This window comes from Pseudoalteromonas sp., assembly GCF_036960685.1.
Taxonomy (GTDB): domain Bacteria; phylum Pseudomonadota; class Gammaproteobacteria; order Enterobacterales; family Alteromonadaceae; genus Pseudoalteromonas.
This window is the reverse complement of sequence record NZ_JBALXK010000003.1, coordinates 193629-217869: the sequence shown is the minus strand read 5'-3', so window position 1 is coordinate 217869 and position 24241 is coordinate 193629. Positions and strand designations below refer to the sequence as shown.

The window sequence follows — 24241 nt, the reverse complement described above, 5'->3', positions numbered from 1 at the left end:
GATTTTATTGGGCAAAATTAAAGATACTTACTGCTTAAGAGGTAATGACCGCCCTTTACGGATACCACTTTGAGAAAGCGTACGAACTTGCTGTACATTTGTGGCTTTGTTTTCATCATCATAAATTAGCCAATTGCCAAGGCCATCTTGATATTCAATGGCGACCCCTGGATATACAGTAAATGCATCTAAGCGGTCATTTTGTTGCTGTGCAGCGACGCTGGGTAAGCGATAAAATCGCCCTGCTTGCTCTAGTTTTGCAAATTCTTTAAAGCCAACTAACGCTGCAAAACGCTGCCAATCGGCTTCTGTTTGTTGTTTAAGGTTTGTATTAAAATGCTCGCTATTTTGATCATACTTAACACCCTTTTTATTATATTCAAGCTCCCATGGTGCTTTATGCCATGCACGCTCTGCTAGCGCCAATAATCTAGGGTAAAGCATATATTCGGCTTGCTGATCACTGCGAATAAGCTCTGACCATAAATGCCCTTGCAAACCAATAAAAGGTTTTGTGCGCATGGTGTTACGGTCATCAGCAGTGTAATTATGATGTTTTACCGAGCGCCACGTTTCAGCATGTGCGGGTAAGTTATCTGGCATAAATGAGAATACTTTTTTGCTATCGATGGCGCGGCTAGCCCAGTGATTTCCAGGTTCTTGTGGATGCGATTGATATGGGAAGTCAAAATAAGTTACATCCGGGCTTGATAACACGACATCCCAACCTTGATTAGCATGACGATGCGCAACCTCATGGCCGCTTTCACTGAGTGTTGCCCAAGCATTTGATTGCACATTTTTGGGCATGTTAGCAAGGTTCACATCACTTAACCCATCACTCCAACCCGCTACTTTTAAACCTTTACTGGCAACTAGACTACTCACCTTTTCGATAAAATAACCATTAAATGAATGCAGTGCTGGTTGCTGTATTTTTAAGGCTTTACAGCTAGGCGAATCAACCCAAGCACCTGCTGTTTCATCTGCGCCAATATGATAGGTTTTAAACGGCACGCCAGCTTTAATATGTAATGCGCTCACTTCATCCAGAACTTTATCGATAAACTGATAGGTTGAATCTAAACATACATTTAAGGTGTTATCGTCATAATGTTGAATAGAGCTGTACTGCGTTTTATCACTCGGCTCTAGTAATCGATACTGAGCGGCTTGCTTATCTTTCCCCTGTGCGGTCAAGCGCTTAAATCGTGCTTCCATGGCAACAATCGCCGCACGTGAGTGTCCAGGCATATCAAGAGAGGGGATCACTTCAATAAAGTGTGCTTGCGCGTGCTTTAATATTTCAATGTAATCAGCTTGACTGTAGTAGCCGTTTACCACCGAGGAGCTATCAAGCCCAGCTCCTAATTGTGGTAATAAACACTGTTGCTCGGTTAAATCTAAACAACGCTTTGCGCCTATATCTGTCAGCTCAGGTAGATCATTAATCGCTAGCCGCCATCCTTCGTCATCCGCTAAATGTAGGTGTAATTTATTGAGTTTATACGCTGCCATTTGCTCTATGGTGTTTAAAATAAATGCTTTAGAGCGAAAGTTCCGCGCTACATCAATGTGCATGCCTCTAAATGAATAACGTGGTGCATCGGTTATACTCAATGCGGGAATTGTTAAGTTATCAATACTAATAAGCCCTGCAAGGCTTTGTAATGCATAAAACGCCCCGCTATCAGTATTTGCTTTAATAGTAATTTTTTGATCTTGTATCTGTAATTCGTAGGCTTCACTGTGCGAGGAGTTTAAACCTAAGCTGATAGAGGTCGTAATTCCTAACTCATTTTGCTTTACTCCCAGTTGCGCTAAGCGCCCAAACGCCGCACTGAGTTTTAGTTGCGGTTCATCAAACTCGATGACGTTAATGCCTTGGCTTAAGTTAACTCCATCACCACTGAGCCTTTGTAACGACGCTGGTTTTGGGATCAAACTTAATGGTGCTTGTGTTAATTGCGGTCGCGACTCATGTTCGTATAAATACTCAGCTCCCATCCACGGCGTAGCATCATCTTTACTGGTTTGTAATTGATCCAACGTTAAGAACTCAGCCAAATAAGGTTGCAGCTCTAACTGAGTTTCCGGATCTTTACTGACTTGGGTACTGCTGATCACGCGACTTGTAAGCCCTTTACTAGCTAAAATGTAATTAGGCATAAATTCAGAGCGAGTAATTTGTGACTCTTGCGTATAAAACTCAATACTGATGGGCTGATCCGCTGTAAACCCTGCAAATGTAGAACCGGGCTTTAATTCGTGTAAATCACCATTGATATGAGTGATACTAAATTGGTTTGAATCAGTGTAATAAATTGGCATCAACTGACTAAAATAAATCGTCCACCGATTACTGCTAATATCAACGGGCGTAGTAAACGTCAACCGCGATAAATAACAGTTTGCATAAGGTTCTGGGCACTTTTCAGGCTTTGCTGATATCAGTTCATAGTTAACTGACAACTGCTGCGCAAATGCATCAAGATTGTTTTGACTTAGTGTTGTAGCCATAACAGATGCACAGCTGAAGGCACTGAGCAATAATAACAAACTACGCATAATTAGCTCCTAACGGCTGTTTATAATTGATTTCATTAATAAATAACGCATATCCACCTAGTAATGGCGCATCATCGCCAAGTGTACTAATGCAAATATCTAAAGACTGAAGAATAATGGGGTTAACTAACTTAGCTAACTGACTATGTAAACTCGGTAAAAAGTAAGCCGACGCATTTGCAACAGAGCCGCCTAAGATAATGACATCGGGATCAAATGCTAATATTACTTGATTTATAGCGTGCGCTAAGTGTTTACCAAACTCTGTAAACTGTGCTTGCGCAGTGACATCATTGGCAAGCGCCTGCTGATAAAGCTGCTTACCCGACGTGCCTTGCTCAATAAAAAACTGCCCAGAGGTATAGTTTTCAATAATCCCGTGTCGATAATCAAAACTTCCAAACTCCCCTGCAGCAGAATGCTTGCCGGTGTAAAGCTGACCATTTAATACCAGTCCAGCTCCCAATCCTGTACCTAGACAAATACCGATTAAATTTGTATCTGCATTGAACTGCCCTTGAGTGAACTCGCCCATCGCAAAACAATTGGCATCGTTATGAATCAGTACCGGCAACTTAAACTGTTCACTAAGTAAGGCCTTGAGTTGCACGTTTTTCCAATCAGGAATATTAACGGTTTCTATTACCTCACCGGTTTCCATCAATACCATACTGGGCACACCAATAACGATACTTTGGCAACTGTCATCAATAACTTGCTCAATAATTTTGCACAAAAACTCGTTCATTTGTGCTTTGCTGGCGTTGCCATCAACATCAAAATAACGTTTTTCAATTACACCAATAGCCGTTACTTTTGCTACCAATGCTTTTGTGCCGCCTAAGTCGACACAGAGTAGGGTTTGTGACATTACAGCCTCTATCTATTTTAATGGGTATGTTGTTGAAGTTTTTTGTTACTTGATGGCTTTCGAGTAAATCTAAAGGTATGATTTTTCACCAAGGGCGCAGCCCAAATACCCACGCTAAAAATATAGCCAAGAGGCAGCAGTAAAATCAGTAATGCGCCTTGTAAACTGCCGCTGAGTTCACTGAGCACGCCAACAATTGGGGAGGCAAATGCGCCACCAACAATACCTGTACATAAAATGCCAGATACTGCACCGTGGTTTTGCGACACCGAGTTTAATGCCAGTGAAAAAATCACTGACCACATGATAGACAAAAAGAATCCCACCAACGGAAATGCAATCAACGCTATAGCCGCACTGCCAAATAATGCACACAGTAAACTCAACCCTGCACCTGCACTAAAACCCAACAATACTGTTTTTGCATCAAATAACTTAAGTAACACAATGCCTAATAAGCAGCCTAAAGTTAGGGCCAGCCAAAACTGACTGACCACTTGCGCACCGTGTACTGAGGGATCAATTTGATGATAGTGCTGCAAGAACACCGAAATCGAATTAGCTACCCCTTGCTCAAGCGCAACGTAGGAGACAATCGCAAAGAAAAACTTAAGTACTGTGTTATCAGCTAATAAAGAAACACTTTGCTTAATCGATATCGTTTGATTTTTTGTAGTATTTTCACCCGTTTTTATAGGTGCAATAGCGACTGTGATTAACATGATCAGGCAAATCACTGCAAATATCACATACATACTTAACCAGCTCATGTTCGTTGGCACTAAGTGTAATAATTGACTGGAAAATGATGAATTAGACTGAGTTATCGCGCTGTAAACTAAGGGGGAAAGCGCCGCTGCTGCGCCAAACATCAACTGAGCAGCAACCGAAAATACCGCAAAATGTTTAGATCCGCCGCCAGCTCTCAATAATGGATTAATTGCTACCTGCAAAAATGCCATTGCGGTACCAATTAAAAAAAGTGCCACCATTGCGACCAAAAACACCGGTAACCACACAAACAAGACACAGCCTATAAAGGCGATTGTAAACGCGATTAACATGACTTTTCTCTCGCCTATGCGCTGTACTAATAATCCCGCAGGAATAGACATCACGCCATAGGCAATAAAAAATGCAAACGGAAATAGTCCCGCTAAAGTTAAACCAATTTTATAGCTATCAATAAGTGCCGGAAAAATCGGCGCTAATAAGTTTGTTATAAACGAAATAACAAAAAAGGTGCACAGTACCAGTGCAACGATAAAATAATGTGGCTTCATTGTTGTTCTACCTAAAATTATAAGCAGAGTGGTGATCTCAAATGGCTTGTGGGCATACAAACAAAATGATTCAAAGGAGTGTGATCACCACTCTAAATGGAGTATTTAGTCTGCACCTTGAATAATTTTTATGCGGCACTTATCAATGAGATTATGATACTTTTCAACTATCATTTTGGGGTTAAGTAACAGATCAAGCTAATACTAAAAGCGGATATATAAATATTGACTGCTCTGCTAAAAGTTGCTTTTATCTTCACTAAATAATAATTATAACGAGAGAAAAACAATGCGTGCTATGTGTGAGAAAGTCATTCCCAATACCAATTCATCATGGCGATACTGCAAATATACTCTTGATTTTATACCGTTTAATTGGCACTACCATCCTGAGTTTGAAATTTGCTTAACGCTCAACAGTAGCGGCGTTTGTCATATTGGTGACTATATAGCACCTTATGCAGAATTAGATTTAGTCATCCTAGGCCCGGATCTTCCCCATACTTGGCAATCATCTGTTAATCACGATGACAGTTTACAAGTTGTACATGTAGCGCAAATACCTAAAAAATGGCTCCAACAACAAGTAGCTAGTCACCCTGAGTTTACAGTCTTAGAACCAATGCTTATTTCAGCATATAGAGGTTCAAAATTCTCCTTAGGCACCGCAGTTAAAGCTAAGACTATTTTTGAACAGATTGAGCAAGCAGAACCGTTCGAGCAGTATTTAGGGTTATTTAACCTGTTGTACTTATTAAGTAAAGACACTGAAGCACGCACACTATCAAGCTCAACATTTAATTATTTAGATCAGAATGATCCAGCGCGAGATAAGTTTGACAAGGTGGTTGAATATATTTATCAGCATTACACTGAATCGCTCAGCGCAGAGCAGCTCGCCACGATGGCGCATATGAGCACCAACCATTTTCATCGCTTTTTTAAAAAGCGTATGGAGCGCACATTAACTGAGTTTATTAATCAGCTGAGAATTGGCAAGGCATGTAAAGAATTGATCAACACTAATCGCGCTATTACCGCCATTAGTGATCAGTGTGGATTTAAGAATATTTCTAACTTTAATCGACGCTTTCTTGCGCTAAAGGGTTCTACTCCCTCTCAGTTTAGAAAGCGCCTGCGACAAAAATCTCTGGTATAAAACTCGCTTTATTATTTGCCTATCGCTTGTTTAGCAAACAGCTGTTTAATAGGGCCTAAATTGTCAACCATCGTTAAACCCACACCACGGACGAGCTTTTTAAGCGGGTTAGTACCGGCAAATAACTCCTTTAAGCCTTGCATCATGGCAATGTGTTTTTGCGCATCAAGTTTACGAGTGCGCTCGTAATCTCGAAGTAATCGCTCATTGGCAAATTCGCCCTGCTGCGAACTTAATAATTGAGTTAGATAGGCGGCATCTTTTAAACCTAAGTTCATGCCAAGCCCTGCTAATGGGTGAATGGTGTGTGCTGCATCGCCCATTAATACCACTTTGCCACTGAGCCACTTCTGCGCATAACGCATTTTCAGTGGAAACGCTGCGCGCTCGCTTTGCACATCACACAAACCACATTGGCCATCAAGGGCAGCCATTACCGTTTTATTAAACTCTATATTATCCATTGCCAGTAATTGCTGGCAATGCTCTGGAGTTGTTGACCAAACAATTGAATGACTGTGTTCATCAGGCAATGGTAAAAACGCCAGTGGCCCAGTTGGCAGGAATATTTGCCGTGCAGTATTGTTATGTACTTCAGTGGTTTTTACCGTGGCAACAATAGCGTTGTGGTCGTAATCTTTAAAAGTGATAGGCAAATTAAACTGTTTACGAATTGCTGAATTAGCACCATCGGCCGCCACCAGCAATTTCGCTATAACGGGCTCGCCAGAATCAAGCGTAATAAATACATCATTATCGCTTTGGTGAATTTGCTGATAGCGAGTATCAAGCATCAATGTTGCTTGGCTGTGCTTTTCGAGCTCTTTGATCAACGCATACCGAATAATATCATTTTCAACAATATGGCCTAATTGTGGTAAATCTAACTCAGCGCTATTGAAGGCAATTTTCCCAAAACTGTCTTGATCACGAACATCCATATGGGTGTAGGCGCGCGCTCGCTGGGCGATGATCTCTGGCCACACATTGAGTGATTCAAATAATGCTTGGCTGGCTAAGCTTAATGCACTTACGCGCAGTGCGTAATCTGCACCAGGTAACACTTGCTTTGCTGCTGCATCAATAACCACTACGCTAATATTTGCTTTTGCCAACCCTAGTGCAAGCGTTAAGCCAACGCAGCCGCCACCTACAACACATACTTGCGCCTGTTTCATAGTCGTTTACCTTGTTTAACTTGCCCCATTAATTGCTTTGCCAGTGGGGTTTTTAATGAAGAACATAAATCCATTGAGAATAAGCCACAACTGCGGCCCAAAGCGAGTAATCGCGAGCTATTTGAAAACAATCGTACTAAGCCATCGGTTAAAGTCATCACAGTATTGATATCTTGGCTGCGTTGTTTGGCGTAATCGCGGGTAAACGCATAACTCCCCAACGGCTGTTTGCTTTTAACAAGATCACACAATACTTGTACATCGCGCAGGCCTAAGTTAAACCCTTGCCCAGCAATAGGATGAATTGCATGTCCTGCATTACCAATCAGTACAGTACGATGCGCAGTTAACGACTCCGCACGGCCATATACCAGTGGGTAGCTTGCTCGCATACCGACATTAGTGAATTGCCCTGCTCGATAACCAAATGCAGTGTGTAGTGCTGTTAAAAACGCGTCGTCAGTGAGTGACATATGCTCACTCACTTGCTGTGGCTCCATGCACCACACCAATGAATAACGGTTATTACTCATTGGCAAAAGTGCCATTGGGCCCTGCTCCGTAAAGCGTTCAAAAGCATGATTATGGTGACCACTTACAACTTCAATATTGGCAATTATTGCCCCTTGTGAATAAGGCTCAGTGGTAAAATTAAGGTTAGCTAATTGTCGTGTAGGTGACTGCGCGCCGTCAGCAATAACCACTAAAGCAGCTTGAATTTGCTGCCCAGAGTTCAGAGTTAACGCGGCGTAGTCTTGCTGGTAACTTAAACTTGCCACACTGTCGGGGCAAAAAAGCTCAACCTTGGAGTGCGTTAACAACTGGTGTAAAGAGCGGCCAAATGGATTAACCTCAACCACGTAGCCTAATGCCGGCTGGTTAAATTCTTGGCAATCAATATGGGTTTTACCAAAGTGGCCACGATCTGAAACCGTCACTTTTTTTATTGCTGCGGAAAAATTTGCTGTGGGGTCAAATAAATTCAGCTGTCGTAAAAATTGCACTGATTGCTGCGCCAATGCAATGCTGCGATCATCAAAGCTGGGGTGGTGGTCACCACTAGGTTGATGCGCTTCAATAACCGCAATATTCAGCTCAGGTGCTGATTTGGCTAAACTCAAGGCACAGCTAGCGCCGGCTAAGCCGCCACCAATAATGACTACATCAAACTGCTTTGCCACGGTTGCTCCTAGCATTTGCCCATGTTTATCACGGCCTCTATTTCACTAATGCTTTTTGGCACGCTAGCGGTTAAATTTTCATAACCTTGCTCGGTCACTAAGAGGTTATCCTCAATACGAATACCAATGCCTTTATATAGCTCAGGCGCTTTGGCATCTAGCGCAATATACAAGCCTGGCTCAATTGTAAGCACCATACCCGGTGCAAATGGGCGCTCTTTTTCATCTTGCTTGTAGTCACCAACATCGTGTACATCAAGGCCAAGCCAATGACCCAAGCCATGCATATAAAATGCTTTACAAGCTTGATTATCAAGTAACTCTTGTAATTCACCTTGCAAAATACCCAAATCCAGTAAGCCTTGAGTTAGAACCGTCATCGCTAATTGGTTGGCTTTAGATAAGCTGCCGCCGGGTTTAACTTCTGTAAATGCCGCTTCTTGTGCCGCAAGTACAATATTATACAACTGTGCTTGAGGTTCACTAAATCTGCCATTGATAGGAAAGGTGCGCGTAATATCTGCCGCATAACCTTGCAGCTCAGCACCTGAGTCAATCAATACTAGATCACCGTCATTAAGAGTGTCACTGTTTGCGGTGTAATGTAAAATATTCGCGTTATCGCCACTACCAACAATGGTCCCATAGGCGGGATGACGAGCCCCATGCATTGCATAATGATGATGTAGTTCCGCTTCTAATTGGTACTCTGTGGCGCCAGGTGTTGCAAACTGCATTGCACGAATATGAGCTTGCGCACTGATCTCACATGCCCTGCGCATAATAGCTACTTCAGCAGCTGATTTAAACAAGCGCATTTCATGCACTAAGCCACGAATATCTTTAATGGTGTGCGGTGCTTTGTAGCCTTTTTTCGGCGCGCCGCGCAGAGTATTTAACAGCCCCCACACTTTGTCATCAAATTGTGGATAAGTCCCCTGCGCATAAAATAAAATCTGCTGGCCGTTCACCAAATTCAATAATTGCTCATCTAGCTCAGTCAGCGCACAGGTTTGGTCGAATAAATACTCTGTTTTTGCTTTTTCAAAGCCAATACGACGACCATGCCAAATTTCAGCTAATTTATCTTTGCTCAAACAAAACAGCGTACTGGGTGTTTCACTGCTTGGGCAAAGCACTAAAATAGCGTCAGGTTCATTAAAGCCAGTTAGGTAATAGAAATCGCTATCTTGCCGAAATGCATACTCGGTATCACGACTGCGAGTTACTTCATTCGCTGCAGGAATGATAGCCACGCTATTTGGCTCCATCATCGCAAGTAAACGTTCGCGGCGTGCTTTAAACTCAGCTTTTTCAATACTAACTGTTGGCATCATAAACCCTGTTTATACTGTTAATTTTAACTTAGTGAAGTGTTTTTTTAGTGCTTGCTGGTACCTGTTCTTGGCCTAGTTCAGCAAAACAAAGTAATGCCGATACACGCACATACTCAATCACTTCATGCAGCGCTTGGCTATCTTCTTCGGTTTCATCAAACATGGTGTCTAAGCGGGTTATTTCGCTAAAATCGCTAATGACCTCTTTAACATCAGCTGAGAGCTTGCCGTAATCTTTTTGTTTTAAACCAAAACCCAGCATAAAACCGGCTACCCACGATACTAAACCATTGGCTTGGTCAATTAAGGTTTCATCGTCGCTTGGTAAAAATAAATCAAATTGAAACTCTTCGTCATTAAAGCTGGCGACTACTTGCTTGTAAATCACAGCAAAAAATTCTTTTAAGTCATGACTAAACGACTGGCCATCATTAAACACATCGCTTAATAAGCCTAAGTATTCTTTGGCTTCAATGTTCAAACCACAGGCTAGTAAACCACTGATCACACCATGGGCTTCTGCTGGAGTGACAAAAATTTCGTTCTTCTCAAGTAATAATTGAGCTTGTTGGTAATCTGGTAATTCGTTCATGCTGGCATCTTTCGCTTGGCTAATTAAGTTAATGCTACCACTCGATAAATAGCAACTCCAATGAAAAGTATGATTGAGGTCAAAAAGCAATCCGAAAAGTAAATAGCCAGTTACCAGCGTTGAAAAAGCAAGCAAGCAGTATAAGTTTTTTCAATTTGGGGTGTAAGGATTGGATTATGTCTTATATACTTAAGTTGTTCCCTAGGGTGTTGGAGCTTGGTTAAGTCCCTGAGCCGATAAATTTTATGTTAGGGTTTCTGTTCGTCTGCTATTGTGCAAGCTCGGCATGTACCGAGAAGCCTACGGCAAACCGCAGATCCCCGCCCTGAGACCTTATGGTTTCAGGACTGACACCGAGTGCCGCATACTTGGGGAACACCTTCAACTTCTTTCAGATTATTCCTTTTTGAACTTTAATCCGTTTAAAATAATGCGGCGCAAATGTGTTTAATAATGTCGCAAGCACTATCAACCCAGTTCCTAATATTTGCATCAAACTCATTGATGTATCAAAAAATAGTAATTGAAACACCATCGCAAAAATTAAATTAGTATAGATAAGCGGCGCAAGCTCTGAGTTTGAATCTACTAATCGATATGCTTTAGAGCGAAAAAATTGCGTGGACGCCGTCGACAACCCCAAAAATAGTAATAACAACGGGATCCCTTGTTCAATATTACTGAGCAGTTGCATACTCTGCTGGTACTCATATTGATTAGTAAATATCAGCATGACCGGCAATACCAGCAATGCAGCAATTGCAAAGCACCAGCCATTGATCACTAATACTGGTAGATTAATTTTACTGGCTTTAAATAAGGCAACTTGCGAGCAACCATTAAAAACCCCAGCAGCTAATCCAATTAATAACTCCCAGCGCCAGATGATCCCTTGTGCGGTTAAGTTTTGCATCGCCACGCCAATTATCATCACGATTAAAGTTGGCATTACCAGCCAGCTAATTTTGGTTTTATAGAAAAACCGCTCTAGCAGCGGTATAAATAATGGCCCGGTACTAAATAACACCACCGCCTCAATTAAGCTTAAGTGGCTCAGCGCCAGCATAAAACAACTTTGGCAGCTGGCAATAAAAATTGCCCGTAGGGTAAATGCACGCCAAGCAGCTTGGTTTGGTATAACCCAATGGCTAGCCATTGCCAACAACAGCATCACTAAGGCTGGAATGAGTAAACGCAGCATAACTAAAATGGCGTCACTAAAATGAACCGTTAAAAGTTTTGATAATAAGCCATTCAACGCTAAAGTAAATGTGGACAACAGCATAAACATACTGGGCCGTAAAATAGTCGCCATAACAACCTCTTCCTCAATAACTAAATACGTTTTATATTGAGAATAATAAGCTTAAGATAAGTTTGGCCGCTAAAGTAGCGTGAAAACGTACAATTAAAAAGCGAGTAATAGTGTATAAACCTGTAAGTAAAACTTAATAAAGAGAAGGTATGGCTCATTCAATCCCATTAAAATCACTGCATAGTTTTGTGGCAGTAGCGCAAACGGGCAGCATGATACTTGCAGCAGAGCAGCTACATATAAGTCACTCAGCGGTAAGCCAAGCAATAAAGTCGCTTGAATCACAGCTCAATGCACCACTATTTAACCGAGTGGGCCGCCGAGTTGAGTTAAACAGCACGGGCAAGCGCTATTATCAACGAGTGCACCCAGCGCTTAATGAAATTATCGCCGCCAGTGATGAAGCATCGAAAGGCCAAGCAGATAGCTATTTAACATTAAATATGGTTAATTCTATGGCGCTGCATTGGTGGATCCCTCGTGTCGCTGAGTTACAAGATTACGCGCCAGAGCTCGATGTGCGTTTATCAAATTTGGTCGGTGAGTTTAATTTAGAGCAGCAAGGGGTTGATGTTGCATTAATTCATGGCAATGCCAAAGATTGGACTAACTACGCGTGTGAAAAGCTAGGTGATGACGAGCTAATTTTAGTGTGTAGCCCACAACTACTCGATCCAACGCAAAACCTACAAACAATACTGAGTAAATACCCTGCAATTTTTGTCGAAAATCCACGTCGTTATACCGATTGGCAGGTCTGGTGCGATGCCCAAAAGTTAACCATGCCACAACAGCATAAAAACTTAACTTTTAGTATATCGGTGCAAGCAACACAAGCGGCTATGCGCCAATTAGGTATAGTGGTTACCCATAAACAGTTTGTAAAAGATGATATTAAACATGGCATGCTAGTGCAAATAGGTGAGCCTATTTTGAATCCATACCAACAATTTCACTTCGTGAGCGCAAAAGGAAAGGCTGAAAATGCGAATATACTGCAGCTCAAACAATGGCTAAAACTGCAGTTTAATGATGAGTAAAAGTGAGCTGCTCAGTAAGCAGTTACCCTTTTACTTTGAACGCGCCAAATACGATACACACCGCCCCACCAACCATGGCTGCCCACGCTTCAAGCGGAGTTTCGCCATTTAAAGTGCGGGTAATTTGCGAACTTGCTGAGTCATAGACGTCATAACCCCAAAAAGCTAATGCAACACCAATACAGATCAGCGCAATACCAATTATTTTATTCATTTGAATTCCTATAAAACTCAGCGTTAAGAATATCTAAAAATACGCTATGGTATTGATTAAAGCAAAATTAATGTAGCAATCTAAGCGACAAACTTTTTACAAATATTAATAGAGTTCATTCATCATGACTCGTCTAGCTGCCGTATCATTTAATTCACTCTCAATACTTAAACATCGCAGATAGTTCTAATATGTAATATAAATACAGTAAAAACATAGCATTACAATATAACAAAACGATCAAGTTGAATATTTTTCATCATGGCTGAATCATCCCCATATCAGCAACAACTCACTCTTTTTGTACCCTAAACTTGTTAAACTGCCCCACTATTAATTGCACATATAAAAATAAAAATCCGGCTCATTCGCTCACGGCAAAATTTACACATTGCTTAAATAGCGACCATTTGTATAATCGCCGCCCTAGGAAGCTAAACAACATTAAAAAGGACCCCTTATGAATGCTTATCTAAAGAAAACCGTTGCAACTATCTCTCTTGCAGCATCACTCGTTTTAACTGGCTGTGTGTCAACTGAACTTAAAACAAACGACAAATATGAACTACCAGTTGAATTTTCAACCACAAATCCTGCAATGATTTTCCCAGTATCACTGCACGGTGTACCAGGCAATGATACTGAAGTAGGTTTAGCAATCACTGCCGGTGTTGCTGGAAAATACGGCGCATCTGTTATTTCTGCGCAACAACTTTATAGCGTTGTCGGTAACCTTTCATGGACACTAGGTGAAAGTATTCGCCGTGGTGCCAATAAAGGTGATTACCAAATTAACTATTACGGTGAGCAACTTGCAACCGATTTACAATACTCAATGGACAAGTTAACCAAAGCACTGAAAAGCTCAGGTGCTATTAAAGATAAGAACTTCTCTTTTGAAAACGTTATTGTACTTCACGTAGATAGCACTGGCGGTATTCCAGTACCTGGTGTAAGACGCGTTACAGCATTTGGCGGTATCATCAATGTGAAAAACTTAGAAGTTATTTCTTACATTGAAAAAGATCTGGTTTTAGCCAATGACCAAGATTCTATTTTGGCGCAAATGCCACTAGAGATGAATGCCATTGTTGAAGAGCTGACAGGCAAGAAGTAATGTTCTATGCCTTGCACGTAATCCCGTGCAAGGCCATTAACTTACTGAATGAAGTAACCAATCACTTGCCACTGCTCAGCCGATTTTTTAAGTGTCACAGTTTCAATAGAGTTCGCTTTATTTTCAAAATCAGTTTGAAACTCTAAAATCACATATTCACCATCAGGTAATTGCGGTATTGAGGTTAACACTTGGCGACTTATACCTTCGCGAGATTTAACAATACCGAGCGGTGTGCGAACTTGCTCTAACTTAGAGACCCAAAGCGCCTCTGGTACATTTTCTTGAAAAAACGCCCCCGCCTGTTGCCAACTATTTGTGTATTTTCCACTATCAACCACTTCTAACCAACTCGTAGCTGGAGCGATTTCTGTTGTAACATCAACAACCTTTAGCGTCTGTGCCCAAGTGAGTGTGCTTATAAATAAACATAGAACAACAATTATATTCTTCATTTCAAATCCAACTATTTTTGCCAACTATTGCGCTATAACTTTGCCATAAACCAGTGCATTATAAAATGCGCCCTGTTTATAAATTGCTTTGTGTAAGCATCCTTCTTGAGCAAAGCCAACCTTTTCAAGTACTTTAGCTGAGCGTGTATTACCTTCAAAAACAACCGCATGTAACCTTACTATATCGTTGTTTTGTTGTATTTTCTCAATAAGTAATACTAATGCTTGCGAGGTAATTCTCTGTCCCCAACACTCTTTAGCCAACCAATAACCCACTTCCGCTGATTTACTGTATTCAAACTCACCCGCAACAGCGCCAATACAACCAATAAAGTGCCCGTTCTGTTCAATTGCAAAGGTATGCCCTGCTTTTGAACCAGTTTCAATCCACCAGCGTGCATCATCAATAGTGTAAGGATTTGGAATTTTTGGCGATAAAAACTGCATCACCTCTGGGTTATTAAGGTAATTGATGAGCAATAACGCGTCGTCAGCTTTAAACCTCCTCAACCGTAACATGTTATTCACCCTATTAGAGTTGGTTTTTATTACAATAAGTGGCTTTTTCAAAGTCACTCACATTCATCGCAATATTATCAATATGTGGGAACATCTGAGTAAGCTGAGTTACTATCGCCTTTGATAATTCAGCTTTTTGCTCAGTCGTTCGTCCTTGCATTATATGAGTAAATACGTGGATAAACTCATCTCGTTTGTTACCCACTAAATAGTTTTTATAAGGGTTTACCCTAACTTTAATTTCGTGCTCAGCAAACAATCCCGATGCGTTTGCAGTATGATGAATTTGTTCATTAATAGTATCTTCATCATGATGAGCCAAGATACTCTGTGAACAATCGACAATAAAATGTGGCATTAAATAACTCCTTGTTTATGCATAAAAATAAGTATGTAACTTACCTTTTTTTAAACCATAAAGCACTGCATTATAGTTAACTTTTTATCGCTAACTTTACTCTCACTCCGTCACATCTTACTTTTAACTTTACTGGTCGCGACACTGGTTGCTGGGCTGTCTGGCCAAAAATGTTTGGGGTATCGGCCTTTCATTTCTTTTTGCACATCGCGATAGCTGGTTTGCCAAAAGCCAGCAAGATCTTGCGTAAGCTGTAATGGTCGCCTTGCTGGTGAAAGTAGCTCCATTAATAGGGCAAGCTTGCCTTGTGCAAGTAATGGCGTGCTGGTCATGCCGTATACTTCTTGCATCCGCACACTGAGTTTTGCAGGGCCATCGAGTTGATATTCAATACGAATGTTTGAGCCACTCGGCACCGTTAATCTAAGTGGTAGTAACGCTTTTAAAGCTGACTGTTGCTGCCAATCAAAGCAGTTTTGTAGTGCCTCAAAATAGTTATATTTTTTCAGCTGTTCGAGAGTTTTTATATCTTCTAGGTATACCCCAAGCCAGCTATCGGCATTGTCAATCAGTGACTGCTCAGTAATGGCTGGGAACTGCTCTGGCAATAATTTACTGGCTAAGCACATACGAATAAGTAACTGCTCACTCTCGGTTTGTTCATTGAAAATGCTAAAGCCATAGTTTTTAAATATGCTTAACCATGCTTTAGCGCGCTCGCTTTTATCTAGAGCATGTTTACTTGGTTGACTACTGAGGGTAATGGCCCCAAGCTTCACTTCATCTTGGTGAATAAAACGCCCGGTTTTTTCGTCAAATTCGCAACGAGTTTGCTGGTAAAATAAATGCCCAAGTTCGCTTTCAATTTCAGCTGGTGTAAATGCAACACCAGCAAACACCCGGCCCCCTTTGTGCCCACCCATACTGGCAATAGCGAGATAGTCATCATTATGCCAAAACTCTTCGCTAAGCTCGGCGCCAGCACCATTGGCAAGTAAATAGCCGTTACCTCGTTTTTTAGCGAGCCTATCAGGGAATGCAAACGCGACCAATAACGCTAAATACCCCGTCTTTAAGTCGTTAACTGGGCTGAGTTTTAAGCGCTTTAACCAATAATTTAGTTGTTGCTTAAATAGCGGATGTGGCCGCGCATGTTGACTGTGTAAGGCTAAGTTTAAATCGGCAGCATGACTAATACGGCTTTCTAATAACGCCACTAAATATGCAGCTAAACCATAAATGCCGGGCATGCTCGACTCTAATTGCTGCGCTTTAATAAGCATGTGCGCTAAGCGAATGTCAGTACCAAAACCTAGCATCAGTGTACCAAGGGCGGTGAGTTTTTCTTTACCGTCGAGAGCTTCTAACATTTGCAGTAGTTTAGTTGCTTGCTGAACTTGTTGTTGCGCAGGCGGATCTAACAAGCTCAAGTCACTTAACTCAGCGCCCCAACATTTTGCCTCTAATAATAATTGGCTAATATCGGTGCTCACTATCTCCGGCGCATCATGACTATTACGTCGCTCAAAGGTTTGCTTTGAGCCAAGTCGATATACAACACCGGGCTCTATTCGCCCGGCTCGACCAGCTCTTTGCACGGCTGAAGAACGAGAAATACTTTGTGTTGTCAGCTCAGTAACACCGGTTTTTAAATTAAAACTCGCAGCGCGACGTTTGCCGCTATCAACCACAATCCGAATACCTTCAATGGTTAAGCTAGTTTCCGCAACATTGGTAGTCAATACGATTTTACGGTTCCCATTTTTTGCAGGTGCAATGGCTGCTTGCTGAGTCGCCTTATCTTGTTCACCAAAGAGTGTAAAAACCTGACAATCAGCAGGTAGCTCATTAAGTGCTTGTTGCACACGATTAATTTCTCGCTGACCGGGTAAAAATACCAGCACGCTACCCGCTTGTTCATTGACTGCTTGAGTAATTATTGCAGGTATTTGCTCAAGCCAACGGCTTTCATCTTTTAGAGGAATATACACTTCATCGATAGGAAAACTACGGCCATTTGATTCAATGATGGGACAGTCAAAAAACTGCTGATAACGCTGCCCATCAAGAGTTGCTGACATCAGTAAAATAGTTAAATCATCACGCAATGCAGCTTGTGATTCTAGTGCAAAAGCTAATGCTGTATCTGCGGCGAGGGAGCGTTCATGAAACTCATCAAAAATAAGTAAATCGATACCGGTCAATTCAGGATCGTTTTGTAGCATCCGCGTCAACATGCCTTCGGTAACAATCTCAAGGCGAGTATTGGCACTAACTTTGGTTTCTTGCTTGATCCGTAAACCAACACTTTGACCAACACTTTCATTTTGACAACGAGCTAAGTAGCTGGCGATGTTTCGTGCAGCAAGGCGACGCGGCTCAAGCATAACAATACGCTGAAAATGCCCATCACGCATTAGCTGCAAGGGCAACCACGTTGATTTACCCGCCCCTGGTGGCGCTTGTAATAATGCCATAGGGTGAGTTTTTAGTTGGGTAACTAGCTGTGTATAAATATCTTCAACGGGTAGCACACGTTTTACCATTAATAACCATTTTGCTGATTATACTCAAACCACCTTATAATTTCAGCTTTGCGGTAATATTGCTATAGCTTTGTAGATCACCTGCTAACAAGTATTTACGATAATGCTTCACCACATCGTCACTTTGCCAATGCAACTTTTCCGTTGCTGGGGTAATGCCAACCCAAGCATTGCGTTGATTTTCTTTTGCTAAATACAGTGCTCCATCAGCTAGTTCAATTACTTGCTCCCAGTTAAACAACTCTGGCATCGCTGCGATAAACGGATAACAGGCAAACCCGACCGAACAAGTGCACTGTAAAACTTCATTATGGTTTAACGTAAAATGATGGTTTGCAATAGCATTACGCATACGATTTAGCGTATGTGCAGCTTCATCAAGGCTGAGATTATCCATGACCAGTAAAAACTCTTCTCCACCCCAACGGATCAATAAATCACTGTTACGGCTGTGTTGTTGCAGTATTTTTGAAAACTGTTCCAACACCTGATCCCCAGCCCCATGACCATGGCTATCATTAATGTTTTTAAAGTGATCAATATCAACCACTGCAAATACCAAGTTTTGTAGTTGCGCTGGAGGGAGTAGATGATTAATTCGCGCTAACTTTGCTAGCTGTTGGTTGATAACACTAAAGAAGTAATGGCGATTGTGTAGACCCGTCAAGCTATCAGTGTAACTCATTGTTTTTAATAGCTCATTACTTTTGGCAAGTTCGTGTGTACGCTCAGCAACTTGTTGTTTTAGCGTTACTAAGTAACGCTGATTTTGCCAACGCCAATAAATAAATGCCAGCCCACACATAATCAAAATGCCTGCAAGCAACCAGCGCTGATGCTGTAGTTGCTGGTTCTCAATTGTTTGCTGTTGTTGTAATAGCCGCTGCTCTTTTAATGCGTTATCTTTACCTAACAGCTGTAATTGTTGATTTTGCGAATCAAATTTAAAATGCGCTTCTAGCTGTAACACTTTATTATTGCGCCGCTGTAAGCTCAGCGCATCTTTGCTCAGTGTATAGCGATTTAAATAACGATATGCCAACTTATACTCTTTTTGCTGACGGTAAGCACTCGCCACCAAAAACTGTAGTTGTGCCTGCTCATCTAAAAAGCGCGTATTGTAACTATTTGCGAGCTGCGATAATGCAGTATGTATGGCTTGTTTAAAATTCCCCGCTTGCAAATAACAATTAGCTAATGCCAAGTAATAATGCAAACGAACTCGCTCTTGTGATTTACTCAACTGATTAGGGTCAACGTTAGCTAACATCGCCTGTGCCACTTGATAATCGCCAAGTTTAAGGAGGATCTGCGCATGGTGAACCACCACTTCATTGCTAAGATCGCCAATATTTGCAGTTACCTTTTGCGCTTTATTACTCGCCTGCAATGCTTGATGGTAGCTCCCCATAGCCAAATAAATTTTACTTTGCCAAAGGTACATGAGTGCAGTGTATTCTGAATTTTCATTTTTATAAAAATCAACAGCATGCTGTATATATTCAAGCGCTAATCGAAAACGCTCCAGCTCCATTTCTAAATGCGCCAAGTGTAAATAAGCCCAAGCAGTGTACTTTTGATTTCCAGCGGATTGCGCTAATTCCAAGGCATAATTATTAAGCTTTACGCCCTCTTCAAATGCCCCATAACGGCGTTTCACTAACGCCTCTAACAAATAACTTTCAACCTCTATCTCCAACGCCTGCTGCGAGACAGCCAATCGCCGTAGCTCTTTGATATAGCTCATGACATGCAGCATGTTATCGTCATCAATATCTGCTTTAAATTTATCGTAATAGCGATCTAATTGCTGCTTTTCTTGCCCTGCAGAACTCGCTAGAAGCTCACAACCGTACATCAGTAACACTAAACAAAATACGTTAAAATAACTTCTCATTGAGTGGCTACTATCATTTGCTGATTTATTATCTGCCAATCTTTAACCTGCTGGTTGATGAATCCTGATTGCTGAAATGCCTTTTTAATAACACCGCCTTGCTGCAATATTTTTAAACCTGTCGAAAGCGCTTGCGCAACGTCTTTACCTTGTGGGTGTTTTTTACTTACAACAAAATGGCGAGTATCAGGCAACACCACCTTGACGTTTTTTATTGGCGTAAATAATTGTCCGTCATAATTTAAATCCAAGTTAGCCCCCACACTAAAATTAATCATCATCGCATCGACTACTTTGGCTTTAACCATCGCTAGCATTTCCTCCCATGGGCCAATATAGCTAATTGCGCTCATCGGGGTATTAACCAGTGCCCGCCAATCAACCTGCCAACGAGGGTTAACCACTACGGTTAATTTATTAAGTTGTGATACTTGTAATTGTTGTGCTTGCAGGTTGTCAGCTGCAACATATAAACCCGCTTCGTACTGACCAAATTCAATAACAGCCTCACTAACATAAAGCGAGCCACGGTAGTTTAAAATATCTTCATGCCACACACTGCGTGCCAGCATTAGGCTAGAGCCATCAATTAGGGCATCAAATTCAGTGTTGTTTACCCATGACTGCGCACGAAACTCCACAGGGCGAGTTTCACCACCTAAGTATAAAGCTTGCTGAAGTAAAATCATTTCCACGATCTCAAGGTGAGATCCATGTGTATTGGCAGTAAAATCAGTAATGCTAAGTACATCACGACCATTTAAAAAAGCGCTATAACGTTCGCTAAAGTTCTCATTACTAAGAATATCGATAACCAACACTGGCTTTGCGACTAAGGAATTACTAAATAGCATTAATAAATAAAAGAAGTACTTCATAAACAACGCCCTGATAATAAGAAAGTTACGACACTAGACAATGTCGCAGTGGCTAATTATACAGCAATAACGAAGAGAATGTTAATTTGCGTTATTTTATGTAACCAAAATCTCACCTATTTTTAGTTCGCTTTTTATTTATTATGCATGCCTGACATTTGCCACCGGTAGCAAATGTAGTTAGAATCACTTTAATATTAATCAATTTGGGTAGGACTAAATGAAAATCGCATTAATGAATGAGTTCAGTCAAGCTGCTAAAAATCCAATCGTGCTTGAACAATTAAACAGCGTAGCCGACACGCAAGGCCATCAAGTATTTAATGTTGGTATGGATGGCGATAACGATCATCGACTAACTTATATTCACCTAGGCATTATCGCAAGCTTACTGCTCAACTCTAAAGCGGTCGACTTTGTTGTAACTGGTTGTGGCACAGGCCAAGGCGCGTTAATGGCGAGCAATGCATTTGCGGGTGTGAGCTGCGGTTATTGTATTGATCCGTCTGATGCTTACCTGTTCGCGCAAATAAATAACGGTAATGCACTCGCTTTACCTTATGCCAAAGGCTTTGGCTGGGGCGCTGAGTTAAATATTAAGTATATATTTGAAAAAGCATTTACCGGCGAAAAAGGCCAAGGGTATCCAGCAGAGCGTAAAGAATCTCAAGTAACAAATGCAGGTATTTTAAATCAACTAAAAGCGGATGTTGCTAAAGATTACTTAAGCGCACTGGAAGCCATTGATCCTGAACTGATTAAACAAGCCATTGGCGGCCCACGTTTCCAAGAGTGTTTTTTCGCGCACTGCCAAGACGACGCAATTGCGGCATTTGTAAAAGCGCGTATTTAAAAAATCACGCCTTCGTAATGAACATTATCAATACCTACAAGTCAATGAAGTATAAATTTTTCATTGGCTTTTTCGTGTGAAATAGTTAAAGAAAGATTCTAAAAAGTGAATTACCCACACAAATATTAATAATCAATCCCTACTTTTCAAGGTCGTAATAATTACACACATTAACGTAATAATTAAACACTCAATGTAATAGCCACCGCCAGTAAAAAATATAAACCATTGATTTAAATTTAAATAAAATAATTATCTAGCATGGTATACAGTTTGCTCTTTAATAAGTGACATGACAAGAAAATCACTTATCTATACAAGGAGTAAATTATGAATAGCGATCGTATTGAAGGTAATTGGAAAGAACTTAAAGGTAAAGCTCAGCGTAAATGGGGCGACCTTACCAACGATGATTTAGATAAAATTGAAGGTAGCCGTAAAGAGCTAGTTGGTAAAATCCAACAAGCATACGGTAAATCGAAAGAAGACGCTGAGCGTGAAGTTGATGAGTTTGAGAAAGGCCATTAATATAAAGCGCGTTAACAGCTTTACTTGCTAATAAAAACCGCCAGCTGGCGGTTTTTTTGTTGGTAAATAATAGATTTATTAGATTTAACATGTTGGGCAAGCCTTTGAATTATCCAGCCTGTTTATTATTTGAAACCGACGTCAAAAGTTCAGATATCAGCTGTCTATTTATCTGAGCATTTTTTTCACTCAATTTATGAATAAACTCTAAAGGTGTAAGTACATGTGATTTTTCTTTAATGGTAATACTCGCGCCTTTATCTATTAAAAGTTGTACTAAGCCAAAGTCATTAAGCAAAATAGCTGAGTGCAGAGGTGATAAGCCATCTATATGACTTAACGTATTTACTTTGACTCCTTTAGAAATAAAGTGTTCGATATAAGCATCACGCTTATCTATATCTTTAATTTCAAATAAAAATGCTAGACCAGTGCCTGATTCAAGTGATTCGATATCATCCTTATCGGCTCTATAATTAAGTAAGTAATATTCACAAGCGTCACTTGGGATGTAATGAGTATTATCATTAGTGCTGCAAATAATAATATCTTCAATATCACTATTAATGAGCGAATATAAAGCAACTGAAGAATATCCAACAGATAATAAAAGTAACAAATAAATAGTAAGCTTTTTCACCTCTACCCCCAAATTACTTTACTATCAGCATCACAGTATACAAGTATACCGAAGTGGTTATTTGCAGAATTAATCAACCTTATTTACTTAGCGAGGGCTAGTTTTACTGCTGCCTCGGCATGTATTTTGGTGGTATCGTAGAGCGGAACCTGTGTATGTTGTGGCTTTACCAACAAAGCAATTTCAGTACAACCTAAAATAATGGCCTGCGCGCCTTGCTCAAATAAACGCTCTATAATGCGTATATAATCGGCTCGCGAATCGTCATCAATAATCCCTTGGCATAACTGCGAATAAATAACCTCGTGCACTCGCTTTCGCTCATTAGGCTCAGGTATTAATACCTCAATGTTATGCTTATCAGTTAAACGCTCTTTGTAAAAGTTTTGCTCCATTGTAAATTGCGTGCCCAATAATCCTACTCGCGTAATGTTATCGTGCTTTAATTGCTCGGCGGTGGCATCGGCAATATGCAAAATTGGAATGGTAATATTGCTGGCAATCTCGTCGGCCACTTTATGCATGGTGTTGGTACAAATAAGTAAAAAATCGGCACCACCAGCCTCAACTGATTTAGCAGCCTCGGTAAGTATACTTGCTGTTTGTTGCCAATCACCTTGATGCTGCATCGTTTCAATTTCTGCAAAATCGACACTCACCATACAAATTTTGGCAGAATGTAGTCCACCCAATGAGTTTTTAACGCCTTCGTTTAAAGCTTTGTAATAGCTGGTTGTTGACTCCCAACTCATGCCGCCGAGCATGCCGATTGTTTTCATAGCTAGTTCCCACTCTCGATCGCAGTTTACGTTTCACAGCAAGTTAAAAATAGCCGCTCTTCACTAGAAGCTTAATTAGCCTTATTAACTGCACTGATCACAGCGTCAGACAATAACAACTTTTTGTCTTTGTATACTTCAAGCCAACCTGGTGGCGAGGTATCACAGCCGATCACTGTAACTTGTAATACATAGCTATAGCGGCCATTTTTAAATGTGTAGCTATGGTTACCACCGCTACCGTCAAACTTTATATCGCCATTAACTAAAACAATATCAGGTTTATCGCTGAGTTTTTTATCAATACCCCACGATACATAGCGGAAGTTTCCATCCCCTAAGTCATCAATACGAATACGGAATTTAGCCGTTTGCCAATCTAAAATAGGCTCTGCAAAAGTATTAACACTTGGGTGCAGCGCTTGTTTATCAGCTGCTTTTAAACGTTTCGTCAGCAACTGCTCTTTGGCTGTTTGGTAATTTATACCGATAATTTTACCGTCGGTATCAACCCAAACGATACCACTATTTAGCATAATGCCGCGCCAGCCCACCTTATCCCAATCAGTATCGATATTCGAATTAGCAATCTGTGCAATCAGCTGCGGATCAAATACCTGTTCGAAACGTTCGGCTAACTCAGCTTCATTATTAATAGCAGGCACTGGATAGCTGCGCTTTAACGGATAACGAATAAGTGCAGCTATCGCCGCTTTATCATCATCTTCAAACGCGGCAATAATCGCAGAAATGTTCTGGTGATATTGTTGTTCAAGCGCAAATGTATTTGATGCAAAAAGTAGAGATAAGCACAGTAGAATGTGGTTTCGCAACTTCATTTTTAGTCCTTTAAAATTATCTACAAACTTAAATAACCAACTTCAGAACTGAAAGCCTAAAAGTCAATTTATTAATATCTAAACTATTCACAAT

General features: G+C 40.9%; 23 protein-coding genes and 1 other RNA gene. 6 read left to right on the top strand and 18 right to left on the bottom strand.

Features of this window, described 5'->3' with window-relative positions:
* Positions 1-27 precede the first annotated feature (27 nt).
* The 3 genes from V7783_RS04625 to V7783_RS04615 are packed head-to-tail and all read right to left on the bottom strand — an operon-like array spanning position 28 to position 4722.
* Positions 28-2568 carry a family 20 glycosylhydrolase gene (locus V7783_RS04625; protein ID WP_335677694.1) on the bottom strand — a complete coding sequence of 847 codons (2541 nt, stop codon included), beginning with the start codon at positions 2566-2568 and terminating at the stop codon, positions 28-30.
* Entirely contained in the window at positions 2561-3439 is an 879-nt protein-coding gene (locus V7783_RS04620; RefSeq protein ID WP_335677693.1) for an ROK family protein, read from the bottom strand. The genes V7783_RS04625 and V7783_RS04620 overlap by 8 nt, the downstream gene beginning before the upstream one ends.
* Before the next feature lie 17 nt (positions 3440-3456).
* A complete protein-coding gene (locus tag V7783_RS04615) occupies positions 3457-4722 on the bottom strand; it encodes an MFS transporter (protein WP_335677692.1) in 1266 nt (421 codons plus the stop codon).
* 289 nt (positions 4723-5011) lie between these two features.
* Between V7783_RS04615 and V7783_RS04610 the strand changes: the two genes are divergently transcribed.
* The gene (locus tag V7783_RS04610) at positions 5012-5881 is read left to right on the top strand and encodes an AraC family transcriptional regulator (protein WP_335677691.1); all 870 of its coding nucleotides are present in this window, start codon (positions 5012-5014) and stop codon (positions 5879-5881) included.
* A gap of 11 nt (positions 5882-5892) precedes the next feature.
* Here V7783_RS04610 and V7783_RS04605 read toward each other — a convergent pair whose 3' ends face one another.
* Genes V7783_RS04605 through V7783_RS04590 form a run of 4 tightly spaced genes read right to left on the bottom strand, consistent with a single transcriptional unit; the run spans position 5893 to position 10169 of the window.
* Positions 5893-7059 carry an FAD-dependent monooxygenase gene (locus V7783_RS04605; protein ID WP_335677690.1) on the bottom strand — a complete coding sequence of 389 codons (1167 nt, stop codon included), beginning with the start codon at positions 7057-7059 and terminating at the stop codon, positions 5893-5895.
* Entirely contained in the window at positions 7056-8240 is a 1185-nt protein-coding gene (gene ubiH, locus V7783_RS04600; protein WP_335677689.1) for a 2-octaprenyl-6-methoxyphenyl hydroxylase, read from the bottom strand. Before ubiH ends, V7783_RS04605 begins: the two co-directional genes overlap by 4 nt.
* An 8-nt stretch (positions 8241-8248) precedes the next feature.
* Entirely contained in the window at positions 8249-9574 is a 1326-nt protein-coding gene (pepP, locus tag V7783_RS04595; RefSeq protein ID WP_335677766.1) for a Xaa-Pro aminopeptidase, read from the bottom strand.
* Between the two features lie 31 nt (positions 9575-9605).
* On the bottom strand, positions 9606-10169 hold the full coding sequence (locus tag V7783_RS04590; RefSeq protein ID WP_335677688.1) for a UPF0149 family protein: 564 nt from the start codon (positions 10167-10169) through the stop codon (positions 9606-9608).
* Between the two features lie 195 nt (positions 10170-10364).
* On the opposite strand from V7783_RS04590, the gene ssrS reads away from it, so the two are divergent.
* A non-coding RNA gene (ssrS, locus tag V7783_RS04585) (6S RNA) lies at positions 10365-10548 on the top strand.
* 12 nt (positions 10549-10560) lie between these two features.
* Here the strand turns inward: ssrS and V7783_RS04580 are convergent.
* Positions 10561-11484: a DMT family transporter gene (locus tag V7783_RS04580; protein WP_335677687.1), complete on the bottom strand. Its 924-nt coding sequence runs from the start codon at positions 11482-11484 to the stop codon at positions 10561-10563.
* Positions 11485-11633: 149 nt separating this feature from the next.
* Between V7783_RS04580 and V7783_RS04575 the strand changes: the two genes are divergently transcribed.
* On the top strand, positions 11634-12524 hold the full coding sequence (locus V7783_RS04575) for a LysR substrate-binding domain-containing protein (RefSeq protein WP_335677686.1): 891 nt from the start codon (positions 11634-11636) through the stop codon (positions 12522-12524).
* Between the two features lie 22 nt (positions 12525-12546).
* Here the strand turns inward: V7783_RS04575 and V7783_RS04570 are convergent, their stop codons facing one another.
* A complete protein-coding gene (locus V7783_RS04570; RefSeq protein ID WP_064665684.1) occupies positions 12547-12738 on the bottom strand; it encodes a DUF3185 family protein in 192 nt (63 codons plus the stop codon).
* Positions 12739-13198: 460 nt separating this feature from the next.
* Between V7783_RS04570 and V7783_RS04565 the strand changes: the two genes are divergently transcribed.
* On the top strand, positions 13199-13855 hold the full coding sequence (locus tag V7783_RS04565) for a hypothetical protein (protein WP_335677685.1): 657 nt from the start codon (positions 13199-13201) through the stop codon (positions 13853-13855).
* Between the two features lie 41 nt (positions 13856-13896).
* Here V7783_RS04565 and V7783_RS04560 read toward each other — a convergent pair whose 3' ends face one another.
* From V7783_RS04560 to V7783_RS04535, 6 genes are all read right to left on the bottom strand, one after another.
* Positions 13897-14310: a DUF4019 domain-containing protein gene (locus V7783_RS04560; protein WP_335677684.1), complete on the bottom strand. Its 414-nt coding sequence runs from the start codon at positions 14308-14310 to the stop codon at positions 13897-13899.
* Positions 14311-14334: 24 nt separating this feature from the next.
* A complete protein-coding gene (locus tag V7783_RS04555) occupies positions 14335-14829 on the bottom strand; it encodes a GNAT family N-acetyltransferase (RefSeq protein WP_335677683.1) in 495 nt (164 codons plus the stop codon).
* Positions 14830-14842: 13 nt separating this feature from the next.
* Entirely contained in the window at positions 14843-15187 is a 345-nt protein-coding gene (locus V7783_RS04550) for a 5-carboxymethyl-2-hydroxymuconate Delta-isomerase (protein WP_335677682.1), read from the bottom strand.
* 110 nt (positions 15188-15297) lie between these two features.
* Positions 15298-17721 carry an ATP-dependent helicase HrpB gene (gene hrpB / locus V7783_RS04545; protein ID WP_335677765.1) on the bottom strand — a complete coding sequence of 808 codons (2424 nt, stop codon included), beginning with the start codon at positions 17719-17721 and terminating at the stop codon, positions 15298-15300.
* A gap of 46 nt (positions 17722-17767) precedes the next feature.
* Entirely contained in the window at positions 17768-19669 is a 1902-nt protein-coding gene (locus tag V7783_RS04540; protein ID WP_335677681.1) for a GGDEF domain-containing protein, read from the bottom strand.
* Positions 19627-20508 (bottom strand): hypothetical protein, encoded by an 882-nt coding sequence (locus V7783_RS04535; protein ID WP_335677680.1) that lies wholly within the window; start codon positions 20506-20508, stop codon positions 19627-19629. The genes V7783_RS04540 and V7783_RS04535 overlap by 43 nt, the downstream gene beginning before the upstream one ends.
* A 220-nt stretch (positions 20509-20728) precedes the next feature.
* Here V7783_RS04535 and V7783_RS04530 point away from each other — a divergent pair, with 220 nt between their 5' ends.
* Positions 20729-21361 carry an RpiB/LacA/LacB family sugar-phosphate isomerase gene (locus V7783_RS04530; protein WP_335677679.1) on the top strand — a complete coding sequence of 211 codons (633 nt, stop codon included), beginning with the start codon at positions 20729-20731 and terminating at the stop codon, positions 21359-21361.
* A gap of 330 nt (positions 21362-21691) precedes the next feature.
* The gene (locus V7783_RS04525) at positions 21692-21889 is read left to right on the top strand and encodes a CsbD family protein (protein ID WP_335677678.1); all 198 of its coding nucleotides are present in this window, start codon (positions 21692-21694) and stop codon (positions 21887-21889) included.
* Between the two features lie 109 nt (positions 21890-21998).
* Here V7783_RS04525 and V7783_RS04520 read toward each other — a convergent pair whose 3' ends face one another.
* The 3 genes from V7783_RS04520 to V7783_RS04510 form a co-directional block, all read right to left on the bottom strand.
* Positions 21999-22529: a hypothetical protein gene (locus V7783_RS04520; protein WP_335677677.1), complete on the bottom strand. Its 531-nt coding sequence runs from the start codon at positions 22527-22529 to the stop codon at positions 21999-22001.
* An 83-nt stretch (positions 22530-22612) separates the two neighbouring features.
* On the bottom strand, positions 22613-23308 hold the full coding sequence (locus V7783_RS04515; protein WP_335677676.1) for an aspartate/glutamate racemase family protein: 696 nt from the start codon (positions 23306-23308) through the stop codon (positions 22613-22615).
* Positions 23309-23379: 71 nt separating this feature from the next.
* On the bottom strand, positions 23380-24147 hold the full coding sequence (locus V7783_RS04510) for a hypothetical protein (RefSeq protein ID WP_335677675.1): 768 nt from the start codon (positions 24145-24147) through the stop codon (positions 23380-23382).
* Positions 24148-24241: the final 94 nt, after the last annotated feature.

Excerpts from the sequence above, each read along its gene's own strand:
- V7783_RS04625 (WP_335677694.1), bottom strand. The coding sequence starts at position 2,568 with ATGCGTAGTTTGTTATTATTGCTCAGTGCCTTCAGCTGTGCATCTGTT.
- V7783_RS04620 (WP_335677693.1), bottom strand. The coding sequence starts at position 3,439 with ATGTCACAAACCCTACTCTGTGTCGACTTAGGCGGCACAAAAGCATTG.
- V7783_RS04615 (WP_335677692.1), bottom strand. The coding sequence starts at position 4,722 with ATGAAGCCACATTATTTTATCGTTGCACTGGTACTGTGCACCTTTTTT.
- V7783_RS04610 (WP_335677691.1), top strand. The coding sequence starts at position 5,012 with ATGCGTGCTATGTGTGAGAAAGTCATTCCCAATACCAATTCATCATGG.
- V7783_RS04605 (WP_335677690.1), bottom strand. The coding sequence starts at position 7,059 with ATGAAACAGGCGCAAGTATGTGTTGTAGGTGGCGGCTGCGTTGGCTTA.
- pepP (WP_335677766.1), bottom strand. The coding sequence starts at position 9,574 with ATGCCAACAGTTAGTATTGAAAAAGCTGAGTTTAAAGCACGCCGCGAA.
- V7783_RS04590 (WP_335677688.1), bottom strand. The coding sequence starts at position 10,169 with ATGAACGAATTACCAGATTACCAACAAGCTCAATTATTACTTGAGAAG.
- V7783_RS04580 (WP_335677687.1), bottom strand. The coding sequence starts at position 11,484 with ATGGCGACTATTTTACGGCCCAGTATGTTTATGCTGTTGTCCACATTT.
- V7783_RS04575 (WP_335677686.1), top strand. The coding sequence starts at position 11,634 with ATGGCTCATTCAATCCCATTAAAATCACTGCATAGTTTTGTGGCAGTA.
- V7783_RS04570 (WP_064665684.1), bottom strand. The coding sequence starts at position 12,738 with ATGAATAAAATAATTGGTATTGCGCTGATCTGTATTGGTGTTGCATTA.
- V7783_RS04565 (WP_335677685.1), top strand. The coding sequence starts at position 13,199 with ATGAATGCTTATCTAAAGAAAACCGTTGCAACTATCTCTCTTGCAGCA.
- V7783_RS04560 (WP_335677684.1), bottom strand. The coding sequence starts at position 14,310 with ATGAAGAATATAATTGTTGTTCTATGTTTATTTATAAGCACACTCACT.
- V7783_RS04555 (WP_335677683.1), bottom strand. The coding sequence starts at position 14,829 with ATGTTACGGTTGAGGAGGTTTAAAGCTGACGACGCGTTATTGCTCATC.
- V7783_RS04550 (WP_335677682.1), bottom strand. The coding sequence starts at position 15,187 with ATGCCACATTTTATTGTCGATTGTTCACAGAGTATCTTGGCTCATCAT.
- V7783_RS04535 (WP_335677680.1), bottom strand. The coding sequence starts at position 20,508 with ATGAAGTACTTCTTTTATTTATTAATGCTATTTAGTAATTCCTTAGTC.
- V7783_RS04530 (WP_335677679.1), top strand. The coding sequence starts at position 20,729 with ATGAAAATCGCATTAATGAATGAGTTCAGTCAAGCTGCTAAAAATCCA.
- V7783_RS04525 (WP_335677678.1), top strand. The coding sequence starts at position 21,692 with ATGAATAGCGATCGTATTGAAGGTAATTGGAAAGAACTTAAAGGTAAA.
- V7783_RS04515 (WP_335677676.1), bottom strand. The coding sequence starts at position 23,308 with ATGAAAACAATCGGCATGCTCGGCGGCATGAGTTGGGAGTCAACAACC.
- V7783_RS04510 (WP_335677675.1), bottom strand. The coding sequence starts at position 24,147 with ATGAAGTTGCGAAACCACATTCTACTGTGCTTATCTCTACTTTTTGCA.